Origin of the sequence: Streptomyces albiaxialis (assembly GCF_039530985.1) — a bacterium.
Lineage (GTDB): Bacteria > Actinomycetota > Actinomycetes > Streptomycetales > Streptomycetaceae > Streptomyces > Streptomyces albiaxialis.
Map to the genome: position 1 here is coordinate 479460 of NZ_BAAAPE010000001.1, position 17517 is coordinate 496976.

The 17517-nt window shown below is 73.0% G+C and carries 14 protein-coding genes; 10 read left to right on the forward strand and 4 right to left on the reverse strand.

Going from position 1 to position 17517, the window contains the following annotated elements; genetic code table 11:
* Positions 1-102: 102 nt before the first annotated feature.
* Positions 103-2469 (forward strand): HAD-IC family P-type ATPase, encoded by a 2367-nt coding sequence (locus ABD343_RS02185; RefSeq protein ID WP_344524347.1) that lies wholly within the window; start codon positions 103-105, stop codon positions 2467-2469.
* Positions 2470-2511: 42 nt separating this feature from the next.
* Positions 2512-2988, forward strand: a complete 477-nt coding sequence (locus tag ABD343_RS02190; RefSeq protein WP_344523321.1) for a nitroreductase family deazaflavin-dependent oxidoreductase — start codon at positions 2512-2514, stop codon at positions 2986-2988.
* A 6-nt stretch (positions 2989-2994) separates the two neighbouring features.
* On the opposite strand, the gene ABD343_RS02195 is transcribed toward ABD343_RS02190, so the two are convergent.
* Positions 2995-3723 carry a DNA-binding protein gene (locus ABD343_RS02195; protein WP_344523323.1) on the reverse strand — a complete coding sequence of 243 codons (729 nt, stop codon included), beginning with the start codon at positions 3721-3723 and terminating at the stop codon, positions 2995-2997.
* A 23-nt stretch (positions 3724-3746) separates the two neighbouring features.
* Here ABD343_RS02195 and ABD343_RS02200 point away from each other — a divergent pair, with 23 nt between their 5' ends.
* Positions 3747-4292, forward strand: coding sequence for a hypothetical protein (locus tag ABD343_RS02200; protein ID WP_344523325.1), 546 nt, complete (start codon positions 3747-3749; stop codon positions 4290-4292).
* A 102-nt stretch (positions 4293-4394) separates the two neighbouring features.
* A complete protein-coding gene (locus ABD343_RS02205) occupies positions 4395-4628 on the forward strand; it encodes an MvdC/MvdD family ATP grasp protein (protein WP_344523327.1) in 234 nt (77 codons plus the stop codon).
* Between the two features lie 16 nt (positions 4629-4644).
* On the opposite strand, the gene ABD343_RS02210 is transcribed toward ABD343_RS02205, so the two are convergent.
* Complete coding sequence (locus ABD343_RS02210; protein ID WP_344523329.1) at positions 4645-5823, reverse strand: ROK family transcriptional regulator; 1179 nt, start codon at positions 5821-5823, stop codon at positions 4645-4647.
* A 127-nt stretch (positions 5824-5950) separates the two neighbouring features.
* On the opposite strand from ABD343_RS02210, the gene ABD343_RS02215 reads away from it, so the two are divergent.
* The 6 genes from ABD343_RS02215 to ABD343_RS02240 all read left to right on the forward strand — a co-directional run bounded on the left by ABD343_RS02215 (position 5951) and on the right by ABD343_RS02240 (position 12911).
* The gene (locus ABD343_RS02215; RefSeq protein ID WP_344523330.1) at positions 5951-7051 is read left to right on the forward strand and encodes a Gfo/Idh/MocA family protein; all 1101 of its coding nucleotides are present in this window, start codon (positions 5951-5953) and stop codon (positions 7049-7051) included.
* Positions 7048-7971 (forward strand): sugar phosphate isomerase/epimerase family protein, encoded by a 924-nt coding sequence (locus ABD343_RS02220; RefSeq protein WP_344523331.1) that lies wholly within the window; start codon positions 7048-7050, stop codon positions 7969-7971. Before ABD343_RS02215 ends, ABD343_RS02220 begins: the two co-directional genes overlap by 4 nt.
* 24 nt (positions 7972-7995) lie before the next feature.
* Positions 7996-9120, forward strand: coding sequence for a Gfo/Idh/MocA family protein (locus ABD343_RS02225; RefSeq protein ID WP_344523333.1), 1125 nt, complete (start codon positions 7996-7998; stop codon positions 9118-9120).
* Positions 9117-10058: a sugar phosphate isomerase/epimerase family protein gene (locus tag ABD343_RS02230; protein ID WP_344523335.1), complete on the forward strand. Its 942-nt coding sequence runs from the start codon at positions 9117-9119 to the stop codon at positions 10056-10058. The genes ABD343_RS02225 and ABD343_RS02230 overlap by 4 nt, the downstream gene beginning before the upstream one ends.
* 10 nt (positions 10059-10068) lie before the next feature.
* Positions 10069-11373 (forward strand): MFS transporter, encoded by a 1305-nt coding sequence (locus tag ABD343_RS02235; protein ID WP_344523336.1) that lies wholly within the window; start codon positions 10069-10071, stop codon positions 11371-11373.
* A 182-nt stretch (positions 11374-11555) separates the two neighbouring features.
* On the forward strand, positions 11556-12911 hold the full coding sequence (locus ABD343_RS02240) for a hypothetical protein (RefSeq protein WP_344523338.1): 1356 nt from the start codon (positions 11556-11558) through the stop codon (positions 12909-12911).
* Between the two features lie 208 nt (positions 12912-13119).
* Here the strand turns inward: ABD343_RS02240 and ABD343_RS02245 are convergent, their stop codons facing one another.
* A complete protein-coding gene (locus ABD343_RS02245) occupies positions 13120-16236 on the reverse strand; it encodes a sacsin N-terminal ATP-binding-like domain-containing protein (protein ID WP_344523340.1) in 3117 nt (1038 codons plus the stop codon).
* A gap of 132 nt (positions 16237-16368) precedes the next feature.
* On the reverse strand, positions 16369-17157 hold the full coding sequence (locus tag ABD343_RS02250) for a DUF3027 domain-containing protein (protein WP_344523342.1): 789 nt from the start codon (positions 17155-17157) through the stop codon (positions 16369-16371).
* Positions 17158-17517 lie beyond the last annotated feature (360 nt).

The window sequence follows — 17517 nt, forward strand, 5'->3', positions numbered from 1 at the left end:
CCGATCTTCGCCCCTATCCGGCAAAAAGGCCAGGGGCCCACGTACGGTCAAGGCATGACGCACCGCATCCCGGAAGGGCCCCCGGCTGAGGGGGCCCTCGGCATGGCCTCCGGCTCGGCTCCCGCTCGTTCTCCCGGGCTCTCGGCGACCGAGGTCGCCGAACGGGTCGCGCGCGGGGAGGTCAACGACATCCCCGTGCGCAGCAGCCGCTCCACCGCGGACATCGTCCGCGCGAACGTCTTCACGCGCTTCAACGCGATCATCGGCATCCTCTTCCTGATCATCCTCGTGGTGGGGCCGATCCAGGACGGCCTCTTCGGCTTCGTGATCGTCGCGAACACCGGGATCGGCATCATCCAGGAGCTGCGGGCCAAGAGGACGCTCGACAACCTCGCGGTGATCGGCGAGTCCAGACCCACCGTGCGCCGCGACGGGACGTCCGCCGAGATCCCGACGGGCGAGATCGTGCTCGGGGACCTGGTGGAGCTGGCGCCCGGCGACAAGTGCGTGGTCGACGGCGTGGTGGCCGAGGCCGACAGCCTGGAGGTCGACGAATCGCTGCTGACCGGCGAGGCCGACCCGGTCGTCAAGCAGCCGGGCGACAAGATCATGTCGGGCAGCTTCGTGGTCGCGGGCAGCGGTGCGTTCACCGCGACCAAGGTGGGCCGCGAGGCCTACGCGGCGCAGCTCGCCGAGGAGGCGTCCCGCTTCACGCTCGTCCACTCCGAGCTGCGCAGCGGCATCAGCCAGATCCTCAAATACATCACGTGGATGATGGTCCCGGCCGCGATCGGCCTGATCGTCAGCCAGCTCGTCGTCGAGGACCACGGGCTGGACGAGGCGATCCGGCGCATGGTCGGCGGCATCGTGCCGATGGTGCCCGAGGGCCTGGTCCTGCTGACGTCCGTCGCCTTCGCGATCGGCGTCATCCGGCTCGGCCGCAAGCAGTGCCTCGTGCAGGAGCTGCCCGCGATCGAGGGCCTGGCCCGGGTCGACGTGGTGTGCCTCGACAAGACGGGCACGCTGACCGAGGGCGGCATGGACGTGAGGGAGGTACGGCCGCTCCAGGGCGCCGACTCCGCGACCGTCGGGCGGGTCCTCACCGCGCTCGGCGCCTCCGAGGCGCACCCCAACGCGAGCCTTCAGGCCATCATCGAGGCGTACCCGGCGGGGGACGGCGTCTGGGAGTGCACCGGGACGCTGCCCTTCTCCTCCGCCCGTAAGTACAGCGGAGCCTCGTTCACCGAGTCCGACGGGACGGACAGCGCCTGGCTGCTGGGCGCCCCCGATGTGCTGCTCGGCAAGGGCGACCCGATCCTCGGCGACGTCGACCGGCTCGACCGGGAGGGGCTGCGGGTGCTGCTGCTCGCGCGGGCCGCGCACCCGCTCGACGCGCCGCACGTCGCGGAGGGTGCCACGCCCACGGCGCTCGTCGTCCTCGAACAGCGGCTGCGCCCCGACGCCTCCGCCACCCTGGAGTACTTCGCCGAGCAGAACGTGCAGACCAAGGTCATCTCCGGGGACAACGCGGTCTCCGTCGGCGCCGTCGCGGGCAAGCTCGAACTGCCGGGCGCCGAGGCGCCGGTGGACGCCCGTAAGCTGCCCGAGGACCCGGAGGAGATGGGCCGGCGGGTCGAGGACGGCGCGGTGTTCGGGCGCGTCACCCCGCAGCAGAAGCGGGACATGGTCGGCGCGCTCCAGGCCCGAGGCCACAACGTCGCGATGACGGGCGACGGCGTCAACGACGTCCTCGCCCTCAAGGACGCCGACATCGGCGTCTCCATGGGCTCCGGCTCCGAGGCCACCAAGGCGGTCGCCCAGATCGTCCTGCTGAACAACAGCTTCGCGACGCTCCCCTCGGTCGTCGGCGAGGGCCGCCGCGTCATCGGCAACATCGAGCGCGTCGCGAACCTCTTCCTCACCAAGACCGTCTACTCGGTGCTGCTCGCGCTCCTCGTCATCTGCTGGCAGATCCCGTATCCGTTCCTGCCGCGCCACCTGACGCTGCTCTCGACCCTGACCATCGGCGTCCCCGCCTTCTTCCTCGCCCTCGCGCCCAACAAGGAGCGCGCCAAGCCGCACTTCGTACGGCGCGTGATGCGGTACGCGATCCCGTCCGGCGTCATCGCGGGGATCGCCACGTTCACCACGTATCTGCTGGCCCGGCACCATTACCGGGGCGAGAACGCGCTCGACGCCGAGACGAGCGCGGCCACCCTCACCCTCTTCCTCATCGCCATGTGGGTCCTGGCGATCGTCGCCCGCCCCTACACCTGGTGGCGCGTCGGCCTCGTCCTGACGATGGGCGCGGGCTTCCTCATCGTGCTGGTCACCCCCTGGCTCCAGGACTTCTTCGCGCTGAAGCTCGTCGGCACGACGATGCCGTGGGGCGCGGTCGGCGTCGCGGCGGTCGCGGCCGTACTGCTGGAGATCGCGTGGCGCTGGGTGGCCCGAAAGTTCCCCGCCTGACAGTTCCCCGCCTGACAGTCTTCGACACGAGAAGGAGCCATCATGCCGCTCACCGGTGAGTACGAGCCGAGCACGGCCAAGCCGGTGCGGGACCACGTGGAGCTGTACGAGGGCTCGGGCGGCACGGAGGGGACGACGCTGCGTCCCCTCGTCGGTGCCGACGACCCGAGGCAGGACCTGCCCGTCGTCATCCTGACCACCGTGGGCGCGAAGAGCGGCAGGCTCCGCAAGTCCCCGCTGATGCGCGTGGAGCACGAGGGCGCGTACGCCGCGGTCGCCTCCAACGGCGGCACTCCCCAACACCCCGTCTGGTACCACAACGTGGTCGCCGACCCCCGGGTGGAGCTCCAGGACGGGCCGGTCCGCCAGGACATGCGGGCGCGCGAGGTGACCGGGGACGAGAAGGCCGCGTGGTGGGCCCGCGCGGTCGAGGCGTATCCGGACTACGCGGACTACCAGGAGAAGACGGACCGCGAGATCCCCCTCTTCGTCCTGGAACCGGTGCCGGAGGGGCACTGACCCCACTCAGAGCCGGATGCCGGAGAGCTTGGAGAGGCGCAGGAGCTGAGGGTTGCTGCGGCGGTGAAGGGGGCTGATGACGCGGAAGACCTCGCGTCCCATCGGGTGGATACGAGCCAGTTCAGGAGCGGCCTGCCATGCGGTGGTGAGGTTGTCCAGCGCGCCGTCGCGGTCGCCGAGGTCGAGCTGGGCGCGCGCGAGGTTGATGTGGGCCGGTGCGAAGCGGGTGAGCGGGAGCCCTTCGAGGACGCGGGGCAGATCACGCCCCATGACCGCCGCCTCGCGCGGCTTGCCGAGGTCGATGTGGGTGGCCAGAACGTGCGTGGCGGTATTGGCGGGGCCGAAGATCAGGCCGTGGATCGTACGGTCACCGCCGAACTCGTCGGCCGCCGCGCGAGCTGAGCGGATGTGCCGGTCCGCCTCGCGCCGCGCCTCCGTCTTGTCCTTGAGCCGTCCTGCCAGCGTCATGCCCCGCAGATTGAGAATGCCGACGGCGTAGGCGCGTTCCACGCCCGACAGGCTGTTCCGGGCTTGTGCGACCGCGCGGTCGACGACCGTGAGGCCGGTCTCGACCGCGCCGAAGTTGAGGTACGTTCCGGCTCGGTCCCGTGCGGCCAGCGCCTCGCCGACGGGGTTCGGCTTCTGCTCGACAGCCCACCGCTGCCGGGCTACGGCTACCTCCGCAAGGCCCATCCACCTGTGGCGCGCGGCGAGCCAGTAGACGGTGCTGTACACGTCGGTGAGGACGCTCCAGGTCGGTGCCGAATCTCACTGTGGGCGTACGCGGTCGCCTTGCGGACCAGTCCGGGCAGAAGCGGGAGGAGGCGCGTGACCTCGATCCTCGACCGGTGCTCTTCAGCCGCGGCGAGCAGGATTCCCACCTCCTGGCCGTCGGTCGGCTCCGGCCCCGGGAGATCGTAGTCCCGCATCGCCTCGCGCAGAGCCGACAGAGCCGACTCGTCCACGCACGAGAGGGGCACGCTGCCCAGAACCTGGGCTTTGCTCAAGCCGAGGGCCTTCCCGATATCTGCCGCCACGGCCGGGCTGAGTGCCCGATGAGCTGGCATGAGGAGAATCAGACGGTGTCGAGCAACAGCCAAGGTAAGTGGCGCCTGCAACGCATCCCGGGCAAGCGGGTCGGTGAAGAGCCCGACGGGACGTACACAATCCCTCTGTGGGTCGCCCGCGACGGCGCGCACTTCGCAGACCTGACGCTCCGGCTAGCCGGACACGAAGCCGAACAGCTTCACGCGGAGCTGTGCCTGGCCCTGGGCGACGGCACTCCGGGCTCGCGTCCGGCCTGAACACCTATCCCCCTGCCCAGAGCGGCAAGGACGGGAAGATCGATGCCGACACCGGGCACGACGCCGAACAGGACTGAGGAGGCCCGGGTGGAGGAGAGGCCGGTGATGATCTCGACAGCAGATGAAGATGCGACCGCGGACCTGGTCATCGCCGAACTCAACCGACGTCGAGTGCCCGTCCTCCGTTTCGATCCGGGACAGGATTTCCCTCACCGCGCCGTACTCAGGGCGCACACCGGGCAGGCCGGTCGGGCGGGGACACTGACCGTCGGTTCACGCACCGTCGATCTCGGCAGCGTGCGCGTAGAGAACGAGGCCCGGCGGATCGTCTGGTGAGGCGCGTGAGCACTCCTCACTCCGCGAGCAGGCGCGCGATGCCCTCCGGGCTGAAGACGTCGCGGGCGGCGAGGGCCACGCCGCCCGCGAGGCCGGGGTCGGAGCCCGGCTCGGTGGTGGTGATGGTCAGCCGGCGCGTGGCCAGCGGCAGGGCGCGCTGGTAGACGACGGCGCGCACCCCGGAGAGCAGTTCGTCGCGCTGCTCGCTCATCGGGCCGCCGAGCACCAGCGTGCGCGGGTTGTACATGTGGACGAGCGTCGCGACGACCTCACCGATCTCCGTCGCGGCCTGCCGGATGCGGTAGAGCGCCTCCGGGTCGCCGTGCGCGACGGCCTCGGTCAGGCGGGCCGTGCCCCCCTCCCCCGTGAAGCCCAGGTCCCGGAGGACGGCGCCGTGCGAGGCGATGGCCTCCACGCAGCCGGTCTTGCCGCAGCGGCACAGCACCTCGCTGTCGCCCGAGGCGCGCAGGTGCCCGATGTCGCCCGCCGCTCCGTCGGCGCCGCGGTGGACGGAGCCGTCCGCCGTGATGATCCCGGCGCCGATGCCCGCGCCGATCTTCAGCGCGAGGAGCGGCGCGTCGACGTCGTCGCGCGCGGCCTCGCCCAGGGCCATCAGATTGACGTCGTTGTCCACCACGACGGGCGCGTCGAACTGCTCGCGCAGGTACGCGCCGACGGGATAGGCGTCCCAGCCCGGCATGATCGGCGGGCGTACGGCGCAGCCGTGCTGGAAGTCGACGGGGCCGGGCAGGCCGACGACGAGTTCGCGCACGGGGGCGCCGTCCCGGCCGTGCGCGCCGAGGAGTTCGCGGATCCGGGAGGTGACGGCGCCGAGCACGGCGGCGGGCCCGTCCTCGACGGGGACGGGGACCACGGAGCGCGCGACGATCCTGCGGGTGAGGTCGGCGAGGGCGATCTTCGTCGCGTTCACATCGACGTCCGCGACGGCGATGGTGCCCGCGTGCGGGCTGATGGCGAGGACCTTGGGCGGGCGTCCGCGCACCGAGGAGCCCGCCTCGGTCTCCTCGAAGATCCCGCGCCGCAGCAGATCGTCGACCTGCTGCCCGACCGTGGAGCGCGCCAGCGAGGTGCGGCGCGCGATCTCCGCGCGGCTCGTGGCCTCTTGGGAGGCGACCGCGCCAAGTATCTGGCGCAGGGCGACAGTTGCGAAGTTTCTTGCCGAATCAGTCGCCATGGCGCGGCCTCGCACCCCTGAAGTCTTCGGATTTATGCACTACGAAAAACTAAAATCGGCCTCTTGTGCGTGTCAACCGGCTGAAACAAGCTGGCGGCTGAACGTCAGCAACACAGGAGGTCCGCACATGAGCCGCGCGAGCAGCGGAGCGGCCGTCGTCGGGGCCGGGATGATCGCCCGCGTCCATGTCCACGCGATACGCGCCGCCGGCGCCGAGGTGCGCGGGATCGTCGCCTCGTCGCCGGAGAGCGGCGCCCGGGCGGCGCGGGAGTGGGGGCTCCCCCACGGCTATCCGGACCTCGCGGCGGCGCTCGCCGACGACACGGTCGGCGTCGTCCACGTCTGCACCCCGAACGCGCTGCACGCCGCGCAGGCCGAGGCCGCGCTGCGCGCGGGCAAGCACGTCGTCTGCGAGAAGCCGCTGGCCACCTCGGCCGCCGACGCCGCGCGCCTCGCGGCCGTCGCCGAGGAGACGGGCCGCGTCCTCGCCGTCCCGTTCGTCTACCGCTACCACCCGCTCGTCCGCGAGATACGGGCCCGGGCGCAGGCGGGCGAGTTCGGGGCCTGGCAGCTCCTGCACGGCAGTTACCTCCAGGACTGGATGCTCGACCCGGGCGCCGCCTCCTGGCGGACGGACCCGGCGAGCGGCGGCCCCTCGCGGGCGTTCGCGGACATCGGTTCGCACTGGTGCGACCTGGTCGAGTGGGTCGCGGGCGTCCGCTTCGCGGAGGTCTCCGCGCGGCTGGCCACCACCGTCGAGGGGCGCGCGGCCGACACCGAGGACGCGGCGGCCGTACTGCTGCGCACGGACGACGGCGTGCTCGGCACGCTCACCGTCTCCCAGGTCTCCGCGGGCCGTAAGAACCGCCTCTGGTTCGAGCTGGACGGGGCCCGGGGCAGCGCCGTCTTCGACCAGGAGCAGCCCGAGACCGTCTGGCTCGGCACGGCCGAGGGCGCCAGGATCCTCGCCCGCGACCCCGGGCAGGGCAGCGCCGAACAGCGCCGCCTGTCCACGCTGCCCGCGGGCCATCCGCAGGGCTACGCCGACTGTTTCCGCGCCTTCGTCGCCGACGCGTACGCGGCCATGGCGGGCGGGAAGCCCGAGGGGCTGCCCGAAGCGGAGGACGGGGCGCGCGCGGCGCGGCTGGCCGAGGCCGTCCTCGGCTCCGCGCGCACGCTCGCATGGACCAGCGTCAGGAAGAGCGTCAGGAAGGACGAATCCGCATGAGACTGGGAATGCTCACCGCCTGCCTGCCGGGGCTCGCCCTGGAGGAGATCGCCGACTGGGCCGCGTCACGGGGGTACGAGGCGCTGGAGGTGGCCTGCTGGCCGGGGACCGGCGGGCGCGACTTCGAGGCCGCGCACCTGCCCGTCGCCTCGTTCGGGGAGCGCGAGGCCGACGCCACCCGCGAGCTGTTCGCCCGGCACGGCCTGGAGCTGTCCGCGCTCGCGTACTACGAGAACAACCTGCACCCCGACCCCGCGCGCCGCGAGGAGATCCGCGCCCACCTGCGGCACGCGATCGACGCGGCGGCGGCCCTGGACGTCCCGTACGTCGGCACGTTCGTCGGCCGCGACTGGACCCGGCCGGTGGCCGAGAACCTCGCGGAGGCCGAGCGGATCCTGCCGCCGCTGGTCGAGTACGCGGGCGAGCGCGGCGTGAAGCTCCTCATCGAGAACTGCGTGATGGAGGGCTGGCACCCCGACGGCTACCCCGGCAACCTCGCCTACTCGCCCGAGCTGTGGGAGTGGATGTTCTCCCTCGGCCTCTACCTCAACTGGGACCCCTCGCACCTCACCTGGATCGGCATCGACCCGGTGGAGACGATCGCCCCGTACATCGACCGCATCCCGCACGCCCAGGCCAAGGACGTCGAGCTGCGGCCCCGCGACCGGCAGCGCTACGGCCACTTCGGGCCCGCCACGGGCCGCGAGGCGAACCCCTGGGACATGGGCTGGTGGCGCTACCGGGTGCCGGGCCTCGGCCAGGTCGACTGGCCCCGCGTCGTCGACCGGCTCTACGAGGCGGGCTTCACCGGCACGCTCTCCGTCGAGCACGAGGACCCCGTCTGGGGCGGCGACGAGACCCGCGTCAAGCAGGGCCTCGACATCGCCCACCGCACCCTGCGCCCGCTCATCGTCGGCTGAACACCCCTCTCTCCAGGAGCACCCGTGACCTACACCCCCGAACGCCCCGCCCGGGTCGGCCTGATCGGCACCGGCAACATCTTTGGCCGCTACGTCCACGGCATGGCGCGCTTCCCGCGCCTCAAGATCGTCGGCTGCGCCGACCTCGACCACGCCCGCGCCGTCAAGGCGGCGGCCGAGCACGGCATCGCGGCGTACGACTCCGTCGAGGCGCTGCTCGCCGACCCGGACATCGACATCGTCGTCAACATCACCCCGCCCGTCGCGCACGCCGCCGTGACGGCCCAGGCGATACGCGCGGGCAAGCACGTCTACGTCGAGAAGCCCGTCGCCGCCACCGTCGCCGAGGCCGAGCCGCTCATGGCCCTCGCCGAGAAGCACGGCGTGCGCTACGGCTCGGCGCCCGACACTTTCCTCGGCAGCGCCGCGCAGACGGCACGCCGGGCGCTGGACGAGGGCGCCATCGGCACGCCCGTCGGCGCGACCGCGTTCGTCACCCACAGCAAGGCCGAGACCTGGCACCCGGACCCCACGTTCCTCTTCGTGCCCGGCGGCGGCCCCGGGCTCGACCTCGGCCCGTACTACCTCACCCACCTGGTGAACCTCCTCGGCCCGATCGCCACCGTCTCCGGGCTCAGCCGGATCGGCGCTCCCGTGCGCGCGGTGACGAGCCCCGGCCGCACCGTCGAGAGCATCGAGGTCACCACCCCGACCCACGCGGCGGCCGTCCTCGGCTTCGCCTCCGGTGTCATCGGCTCGCTCCAGATGAGCTTCGACGTCTGGAACCACCACCTGCCGTTCATCGAGGTCTACGGCACCGAGGGCACCCTCAGCCTGCCCGACCCCAACGGCTTCGACGGCGACGTCCGCGTCCGCGGCAACCTCGACGCGGAGTGGACGACCCTGCCGCCCGTCTTCGAGCCCTCCGGGCCGCTGGAGATGGAGGTCCAGATGCTGCGCGGCAGCGGCGTCGACGACCTCGCGGGCGCCGTGGACGGCGCCCCGCACCGCGCCTCGGCCGCACTCGCCTTCCACGTCCTCGAAGCGCTCGAAGCCGTCGAGACGTCCAGCACCACGCGCCAGGTCGTCGAGCTGACCTCGACGGCCGCGCGCCCGGCACCCGTCAACAGCGAAGGAGCAACCGCATGACCGCGCACGCACCCGTGAAGTTCGGCGTCGACCTGATCACCTTCTACAACCCCTCGTTCTGGGACCTGCCCGACGAGAACGCGATCCAGGAGCTGTCCGACCGCGACCCCGAGGCGATCTGGCGGAAGATCCTCGACGCGGCGGCCGAGGCCGGGATCACCAGCCTGGAGGTCACCTTCGGCCCGGCGGACACCGACAGCATCCGGCGCGCGTTCGGCGGCCCCGAGGAGTTCCGGAAGGAGCTGGAAGGCCGCGGCATGGAGCTGAAGAGCGCCTTCTACCTGGAGGGGAGCTGGGAGCCGGACGCCGACCGCGGGGCGATAGCCGACAGCGCCGCCGCGTACGCCCGGTTCATCAAGGAGGCGGGCGGGGACGTGCTGGTGGCCGCGCCGCCGATGCGTACGACGTGGAACGCGCGGCCCCCGGTCTTCGCCGACTTCGACCTCATGAAGAACGTCGCCGACATCGCGCACGTCGTCGGCCACGCCAGCCTCCAGGAGGGCGTGACGACCGCGCTGCACACCGAGGCCCACTCCACGTTCTGCACGGCACGCGACGTGGACCTGCTGATGGCGCTCACCGACCCGCTGTTCGTCAGCCTCTGTCCCGACACCGGGCACCTGGCGCTCTCCGGCGGCGAGCCCTCGCACATCGTCTCCCGGCACCGCGAGCGCGTCGTCCTCTCGCACTGGAAGGACGCCACGGGCCCGGCGCCGCTGCGCGTCCCGATCGACGAGTCGATCCACGACGAGCACCGGGAGTACTTCCGCCGCGTCGGCGCGGGCTCCGTCGACTGGTTCTCCTGGGGCCGCCTGATGCGCGAGATCGGCTTCACCGACCTGGCGCTGCTGGAGCTGGACGCGGTCGCCGACCCGGTCGCGGAGATCACCGCCGCGCGGGAGTTCATCGAGCGGTCCCTCGCCCCGGTCTTCCCGTAAGGGCGCGGCCATGACCGACAGTGCCGTCAACTCCCCGGAGCCCACCTGTTCCGTGGTGGCCGCCGGGGAGGCCCCGCCCGGCCCGGCACGGGACCGCGCGAGCGCCTCGTTCATCGCCGTGTTCATCCTGGCGCTCTTCGGGAGCTACGTCGCGATCATCACCCCGTCCGTCGTCTCCCTCGCCCTCAAGATCCAGCAGATCGACCCCGACGGGAAGGTCGGCTCGCTCTCGCTGGTGCTCAGCGTCGGCGCCCTGTGCGCCGTGATCGCCAACCCCCTCTTCGGCAAGCTCAGCGACCGTACGACCTCCCGGTTCGGGATGCGCCGCCCCTGGATGCTCGTGGGGCTGGCCGGCGGCGGCGCGGGCCTCGCGCTCGTCGCCGGGGCGACCGGCACCGGGATGGTCCTGGTCGGCTGGTGCGTGGCGCAGACCTTCTTCAACGCGCTGCTGGCGCCGCTCGTCGCGATCCTCCCCGACCAGATCCCCCCGCGCCAACGCGGCGTCGTGGGCGGCCTGATGGGCATCTGCTACCCCGTCGGGCTGATCCTCGGCACCTGGATCGCGCAGCGCATGGCCGCCTCGGCGCCCCGGGCGATGATCCTCGCGCCGATGGCCGTGGCCGTGGTGACCGTGCTGCTGCTGTGCGTGCGGCTGAAGGACCGCAGGCTGGCGAAGGAGGACCAGGAGCCGTGGAACCTCCGCGAGTTCCTGCGCACCTTCTGGTTCGACCCGCGCAGGAACCCCGACTTCGGCTGGGCCGTCCTCAGCATCCTGCTGGTCTCGACCGCGATCATGACGTTCGTGACCTACCAGGTCTACTACCTCTCCGACCACCTCCACATCGACGAGGACCGGCTGCCGTCGCTGACGTTCGTCCTCACCCTCGTCGTCAACGGCACGAGCGCGGCCACCGCCGTCGTCTCGGGCTGGCTCGCCGACCGGTACCACCGGCGCAGGTTCTTCCTGGTCTGCGCCGGGCTACTCGCCGTCGCCGGGTTCGTCGTCCTGATCACGACGCGCTCGCTGCCGGGCATGTTCGCCGGGGCCACCGTCCTCGGCCTCGGCATGGGCTTCTTCTACAGCGGCCACTACACGCTGCCCGCCTCCGTCCTGCCCAGCGAGCAGGACGCCGCGAAGGACATGGGCGTCGTCAACATCGCCGTCACCCTGCCCAGTTCGCTCGTCCCCCTCTACGCGCCGACACTGCTGGCCCTCGGCGGAAACGACGGCGGCTACCCCGCCCTGTTCGCCTCCGGCATCGTGCTCGCGCTGCTGGGAATCCCGGCCGTCCGCCGCATCCGCGGCGTCGCCTGACGAATCCGGACAAGAATGCGGGAATTCAATTCCGCGCCATTCCACGGAACCTGGGATCAGTTCAACTGAACCAGCGGAAAGTTTACGCGTGTTGAAATCGCGAAACGCAGCGGGAAGAATCGCGTCGCGTTCCCACGCATGGCCGCGCGTCGCCATGCGTCAGTACGCGAAGGAGAATTCAGATGCCCCCCAGGTCCCGTATGGCGGTCGCCGCCGGTGCGGCGTTGGCCGCCGTGTCCCTGATCAGCGGCTGTGGCCCCGAGGAGGGCGCGGACGCGGGCGGCGAGGGGGGATCCGGGTCCACGGCGGCCAAGGCGAAATTGCTGCACCAGGTCCCCATGCCGAAGGTCTCCGAGATGGCCGACGCAATGGGCATGTGGACCACGGACCGGAATTTCGTGAAGGTCGGGCTCAAGCGGATATCCGGATATCCGCTGAGCGGCGGCACAGCGCGCTGGCAGATTCCGCTCGCCGGTGAGGTCTGCTGGTCGTCCCCCGAGCCCACGAAGGACGGGCTCGTCGCCGTCCTCTTCGAGAACGACAAGGCGGACTACGCCGACTGCACGGAGGTCGGCCTGGTCGATCTGAACACGGGCAAGCTCCGCTGGCACAAGCGGGCCATGGACGACGGCGACCCCATCTCGTTCGACGAGGTGACCATCGGCGGCGGCACCGTCGCCGCGGGCGGCACCGGCGGCACCGCGGCCTGGTCGACGGGCGGACGGGCGCTGTGGAAGTCGGACAGCATGGACGGCAAGTGCCCGGCGGACGCGTACGCGGGCAGCGGCGAGAAGCTGATCGCCGTCCGCGACTGCGGCACCGTGAAGAACCCGAAGCTGCGCGTCGAGACGGTCAACCCGCGTACGCGCGCGGCCAAATCGGCCTTCAACCTCCCCGCCGGTACGGAGAACGTCCACGTGGCCTCGGCCGACCCGCTGGTCCTCGCCGTGGACGACGGCAAGGCGAAGGGTGGCAGCGGCGTCTCCGAGTTCCTCACCGTGGACGACAGCGTGCGCCGCGGCCAGCTTCTCTCCCGCATCCCGATGGGCGGGGGCAAGTACGGCCAGTACGACGCCGACTGCCCGGCGACCGAGGTCACCGACTGCAAGCAGGTCGTCGTCAGCAAGGAGGCCGACGCGCTCTACCTGGGCACCCAGGACTCCGCGGGGGACGAGGCGAACAACGACGTCGTCGCGCTCAGCCTCAAGACCGGTAAGCGGATCGCCAGGATCCCCGGCGCCTCCGGCGGCAGGTTCCTCCCCATCGGCCTCGGCCGGGACGGAGAGGTGCTGGTCTACCAGCAGAGCGGCTACACCAAGGGCGGCGCCGTCTGGAAGATCTCGCCCAGCACCCGCAAGAAGACGAAGATCCTCCAGAACCCCACGTCCTCGCGGAAGACCGAGAGCGCCCTGGAGATCGGCGACGGCCGGATCCATTACGCGCACGGGCGGCTCTACATCGGGAACGACGACGTGACCGAGCCTTCCGGCAGCCGCGCCGAAAAGGACCCGCTGGCCGCGGTCTTCGGCACGAAGTAAAGCGCCGACCGCGCTGACCGCGTGCATCCTCCCCCCTGAGCCCCGGTGCCGGGACCGACCTGGCAGGCCCCGGCACCGGCCGGCCCCGCGGCGCGCGTACGCGCCGACACACCGCGACGGGCCGCCCCGGCCGCGCACGCGTGAGCGCCCGACGCGCCCGACGCGTCCACGGCCACCCCGGCGCCCGTCAACCGCGGTGAGCGTGCGCTCAGTCGAACCAGCGGGCCCTCGCCAGCTCCTCCGTGCGGGTGGGGTCCTCCAGCAGGGCCGCCACCTCGAAGCGGCGGCTCCACGCGTGCGATGCCCAGGCCAGGCCCGCCGCTACGCCCTCCAGGGTCGCGGCGTGCAGGGTGCCGTCGGGGGTCAGGCGCCAGTCGGCGGCCGTGCCGTCCACGAGGAGTTCGTCGTGCTCGCGGTACGTCTCCGGGGCGCCGGGCAGCATCACCCGTACGGCGTCCGGCACGGCCCGTTCGACGCCCTCGTCCGCGACCTCGCCGGGTACGGCCTCGCTGAGCCTGCGTACCTCCAGCAGCGACGCCAGCTCTCCGGCCAGGTCCGGGCGTACGGGCAGCAGGGCGCGGTCCTCCACGAGGTCCAGCAGGTCGGGCGCGTCGGCGACCAGGACCTCGCCCGCGTCGGCGACCAGCACCTCGTCCCCGGCGGCGCCGCGCACCGCGCGCAGTTCGTCCGGCAGCGTGACCCCGTCCGGGTCGAGGCCCGCGTCGGCGAGCAGCGAGTACAGGCCGTGGAGCTGCGCCGCGGCCACGGGCAGGCCCGGGTCGGCCAGCCGTCCCAGCAGCTCGGCGGCGCCGCCCGGCTCCTCCAGCAGCGCCGCGGCGGACGTGCGGACGCCGAGCGCGCGCAGCACCTGCGTGTCCCGCACCTCGCCGGGGTCGGCCTCCTCGTACAGGCCGCGCAGCAGCGGGTCGCCGCCCGCCGCGCGCAGCCCCGCCGGACGCCGCCCGTCCAGCACCGGGTGGCCGCGCAGCCACCAGGCGGTGTACGGCCGCACGGTCTCCGTGCCGCCGCCCGGCATCCGTACCCGTACGGGCGCGGTGAGCGCGTCGCGCAGCGGCGGCCGGGAGAGCATCGCGAGGGCCTCGGGCCAGCGGTCGTCGTCCACGAGGTCGAGGTCCCGTACGGCGACGATCTCCGTCGCGACGGGCGGCACGGGCGCGTCGGCGTCGCCGAGCTGGTCGAGGACGTCCTCGCACCACACGTCGACGGCGTCGAGGAGACCCACGTCGTCCGGCTCGGGGAAGTCGCTGTCGCGGGGCTCCAGTTCGTCGGGGTCCAGGACGACGTCGGTGGCGCGGACGAGCGCGAAGCCCGCCTGCACGCCGACGGCGGTCAGCGGCTGCTCGCCCCAGCGTTCGGCCAGCTCCGCGTCGCAGGCGGCGAGTTCGCCCTCGCGCAGGACGCGCGCGAAGGGGCTGCCGGGGTAGACGAGTTCGGCTGCGGGCGCCGGTTCGCCGTCCTCGTCGGGCAGGGCGAGGGCGCCCAGCCAGGGCTCGTCGCCGGGCGCGAGACGCGCGTCCCGGACGAGCCCGAGCACGGTGTCGGCCAGCTCGTCGGGATCGACGTCCGGCTCGTCGTCGTCGAGCGAGGCGGCGACGGCGGCCCGCACCTGCGGCGTCGTCAGCACGGCGCGCGGCGTGGCCGTGGTCGCGCCCAGCTTCTCCAGCAGCGGGTGCACGGCGTCCCGGTGCGCGACCTTCAGCCCGAAGCGGGCAAGCTGCTCGGCGGAGACCGCGCCGTCCTGCTGCGGCAGCAGCACGTGCCGGGGCCCGACGGCCGTACGGGCGCCGTCCGCGAGCGGCACGGGCAGGCCGGTGAGCCGGTCGGGGTCGGTCCCGCCCAGCGAGTCGTAGAGCCGGTACCACCACTGCGGGGCGCGCTCGACGCCCGCGAGCCGGTCGACGGCCTCGCCCAGCGGCACCCGGGCGACCTCCAGGACGCGCAGCTCGGTGCGGCGTTCGAGCCCGGCGGGCAGCAGGTTCGGGAAGATCTCCGCGAGGACCGCGACGGTCTCGGCGCCCGCGCCCTCCACGATCTCGGCGTCCCGGGGCCGCAGCGCGTACGGCTCGTCGGCGTCGCCTTCGCCCTCCTCGGGGCGCGCGGCCCCGGCCAGGAACGGGACGCGCGGCAGCCGTTCGAGGACGAGCGCCCGCAGCTCCCCGTCCAGCTCGCCCAGGCCGAGCGGCCCGGGGACCAGGCTCAGGGTGCCGGTGGAGACGGGGTGCCAGTCGCGCAGCAGCGCGGCGTACGCCTCGGCGGCACGCTCCAGCAGGAAGCGCGTGAGCGGCCCCGGCGCGACATGGCGGCGGGTCGGCTCCAGCGGGAACGTCGCCAGCAGCAGCGCAGGGAAGCCCAGCGGCTCGTCGGTCGGCGTCGGCGCGTGCACGAAAGCGGCGGTGCGCGGCCGGACCGGCGCGCCCTCGGCGTCGACCGGAACGGCCCAGGTCACCGACCACTCGGGCCGTACGCGCTCCTCCACGGGCCGGTCGGCGAGCAGCTCGGCCGCCGCGGCCCCGTGGTCGGACGAGACGCGCCAGCGGGTGGTCCCGGAGGCCGAGTCGGCGACGCGGACGTACGGCCCGTCCTCGTGGCGCGTCAGCGTACGGACGCCGTCCGGGGTCTCGATCACGACCTCGCCCAGCCCCGGCAGCGCGAGCAGCAGCGCGTCGTCCACCGCGCCCAGCAGCTCCGCCGCGAACCGGTGCGCCTCCGGGTCCCGCAGCGGCAGCCGTACGAGGGTGTCGTAGCCGTCCGGTACGGGCCCCGCGTCCGCCTCGCCCGCGGGGAACGGCAGCCGCAGCAGTGGCACATGCCCCTCGCGCCGGGCCAGCTCCTCCGCGAGCGCCGGGTGCTCCCCGGCGGTGCGCCGGGCCAGCTCCCGGGCCTCCGCCAGCGACCAGCGCACGCCCTCGCCCGTACGGCCGACGAGCGCGGGCGCGTCCGTGACGGCGAGGACGGCCGAGAAGCCGACGCCGAAGCGGCCGACGGCACGGCGGTCGGCGTCGTCCCGCTTGGCCGAGGCGCGCAGCGTCGAGAGGGACTCCACCCCGGCGGCGTCGAGGGGCTGCCCGGTGTTCGCGGCGGTGAGCGCTTCGCCGGTGAGGGTCAGCCGGAGCCTGCCGGGCGCTCCGGCGCGGGCCGCCGCGTCCGAGGCGTTCTGCGCCAGCTCGATGACGAGCCGGTCGCGGTAGCCGCCCAGGGCGAGGTCCTGCTCGGCGTTCGCGTCCTCCCGGAATCGGGCGGCCGAAGCGGCCCACCCTCCCAGCACTCCGTCACGAAGCCGCCCGGTCCCGAAGCTGTCCTCCACGACTCCCCATTCCGTCGACGTCCCGGCCCCTGCGGGCCCGCACTGGCCTGTTCCGGCCACCGGAGCATAGGCGCAACGGGGCGTGTACCCCCACGGGAAGGGGTCAGCCCACCTCGGCAGGACCGCCCCCGGTCAGCCCACCTCGCCCTGGCGCGTGTCCGTCGCGGTCCCGGCCAGCTCGTCGCCCGCCGAGCCGAAGTCGGCCCGCGTCTCGTCGAGGACCGGCGGCGGGGGCTGCGGGGGACGGGGCATGACGGCGGCCTCGGAGTGGCCCCCACATCCGTAGGCGAGGGAGACGACGTGACCGTCCGCCGGGCTGAACTCGTTCGCGCAGACCCCGAACGCCTGGCGCAGCGAGCCCGCCATCGGCACGAGGAAGCCGCAGCTCACGCAACTCGCGGGCGCCGACTGGGCCATGGCCGTCTTCGGGCCGTGGTCCTCCTCCCAGCGGTCGGCCGCGGCGTGCAGCCCGTACCGGGACAGGACGCGGGGCCGGGCCATGCCCAGCTCCTCCGCGACGGGCGCGATGCCGCCGCGGGCCGGGGGCTCCTCCGGCGTCGCCTGCTCCTCGGGCTCCTCGTCCTCGCCGGAGAAGCCGGGTTCGAGGCGCAGGTCCTCCGCGTCGGTCGGGAGCAGGTCGCCGGGGCCCAGGTCGCCGGGGCGCAGCCGCTCGCTCCACGGCACCCACTCGGGCGCCATCAGCGCCTCGGGGCCGGGCAGCAGCACCGACTCGTCGACGGTGACGTGCTTGGCACGGGAGGCGCGCGCGACGGTGACGGCCCAGCGCCAGCCCCGGTAGCCGGGCTCGCGGCTCTCGAAATGGTGCGTGACGACGCGGTCCCCGTCAGCGACGGCCTCGATCCAGTCGCCGACCACCTCCGGCCCGGTGACCTCGGTCAGCGCGTCACGCGCGAGGTCCACGGCTTCGGCGCACAGCTTGTCGGGAGCACGCCGGCTCCGGGAGGCGCCCCGGGCGGTCCCCGGAGCCGGCGTGCTCTCCGAGCCCTTCGTGCTCCCCGTGCTCCTTGTGCTCTTCGTCTCCGCGCTACGCGTAGCGCTCCGCGTCGCGGCACTCATGCAGCACTCACAAGAATCGTCTCTCCTACGCCGTTGCGCCGTTGTCGGCGTGCACAGCCCGTACGGCCTCTGAGGAGACGGCGCGTGACCGGCGGGGACGGAGCGGGACCTGTAGGCCGCTGCGACGTCCGCGCCCGCGCTCAAAGGGCCGTGCGGTGCGCACCGTCCACCCACGCTACCCCACAGGTCCCGGGAAGGAATCCG

Coding starts and splice junctions, on each gene's coding strand:
- ABD343_RS02185 (WP_344524347.1), top strand. CDS start 103: ATGGCCTCCGGCTCGGCTCCCGCTCGTTCTCCCGGGCTCTCGGCGACC.
- ABD343_RS02235 (WP_344523336.1), top strand. CDS start 10,069: ATGACCGACAGTGCCGTCAACTCCCCGGAGCCCACCTGTTCCGTGGTG.
- ABD343_RS02220 (WP_344523331.1), top strand. CDS start 7,048: ATGAGACTGGGAATGCTCACCGCCTGCCTGCCGGGGCTCGCCCTGGAG.
- ABD343_RS02210 (WP_344523329.1), bottom strand. CDS start 5,823: ATGGCGACTGATTCGGCAAGAAACTTCGCAACTGTCGCCCTGCGCCAG.
- ABD343_RS02230 (WP_344523335.1), top strand. CDS start 9,117: ATGACCGCGCACGCACCCGTGAAGTTCGGCGTCGACCTGATCACCTTC.
- ABD343_RS02215 (WP_344523330.1), top strand. CDS start 5,951: ATGAGCCGCGCGAGCAGCGGAGCGGCCGTCGTCGGGGCCGGGATGATC.
- ABD343_RS02190 (WP_344523321.1), top strand. CDS start 2,512: ATGCCGCTCACCGGTGAGTACGAGCCGAGCACGGCCAAGCCGGTGCGG.
- ABD343_RS02240 (WP_344523338.1), top strand. CDS start 11,556: ATGCCCCCCAGGTCCCGTATGGCGGTCGCCGCCGGTGCGGCGTTGGCC.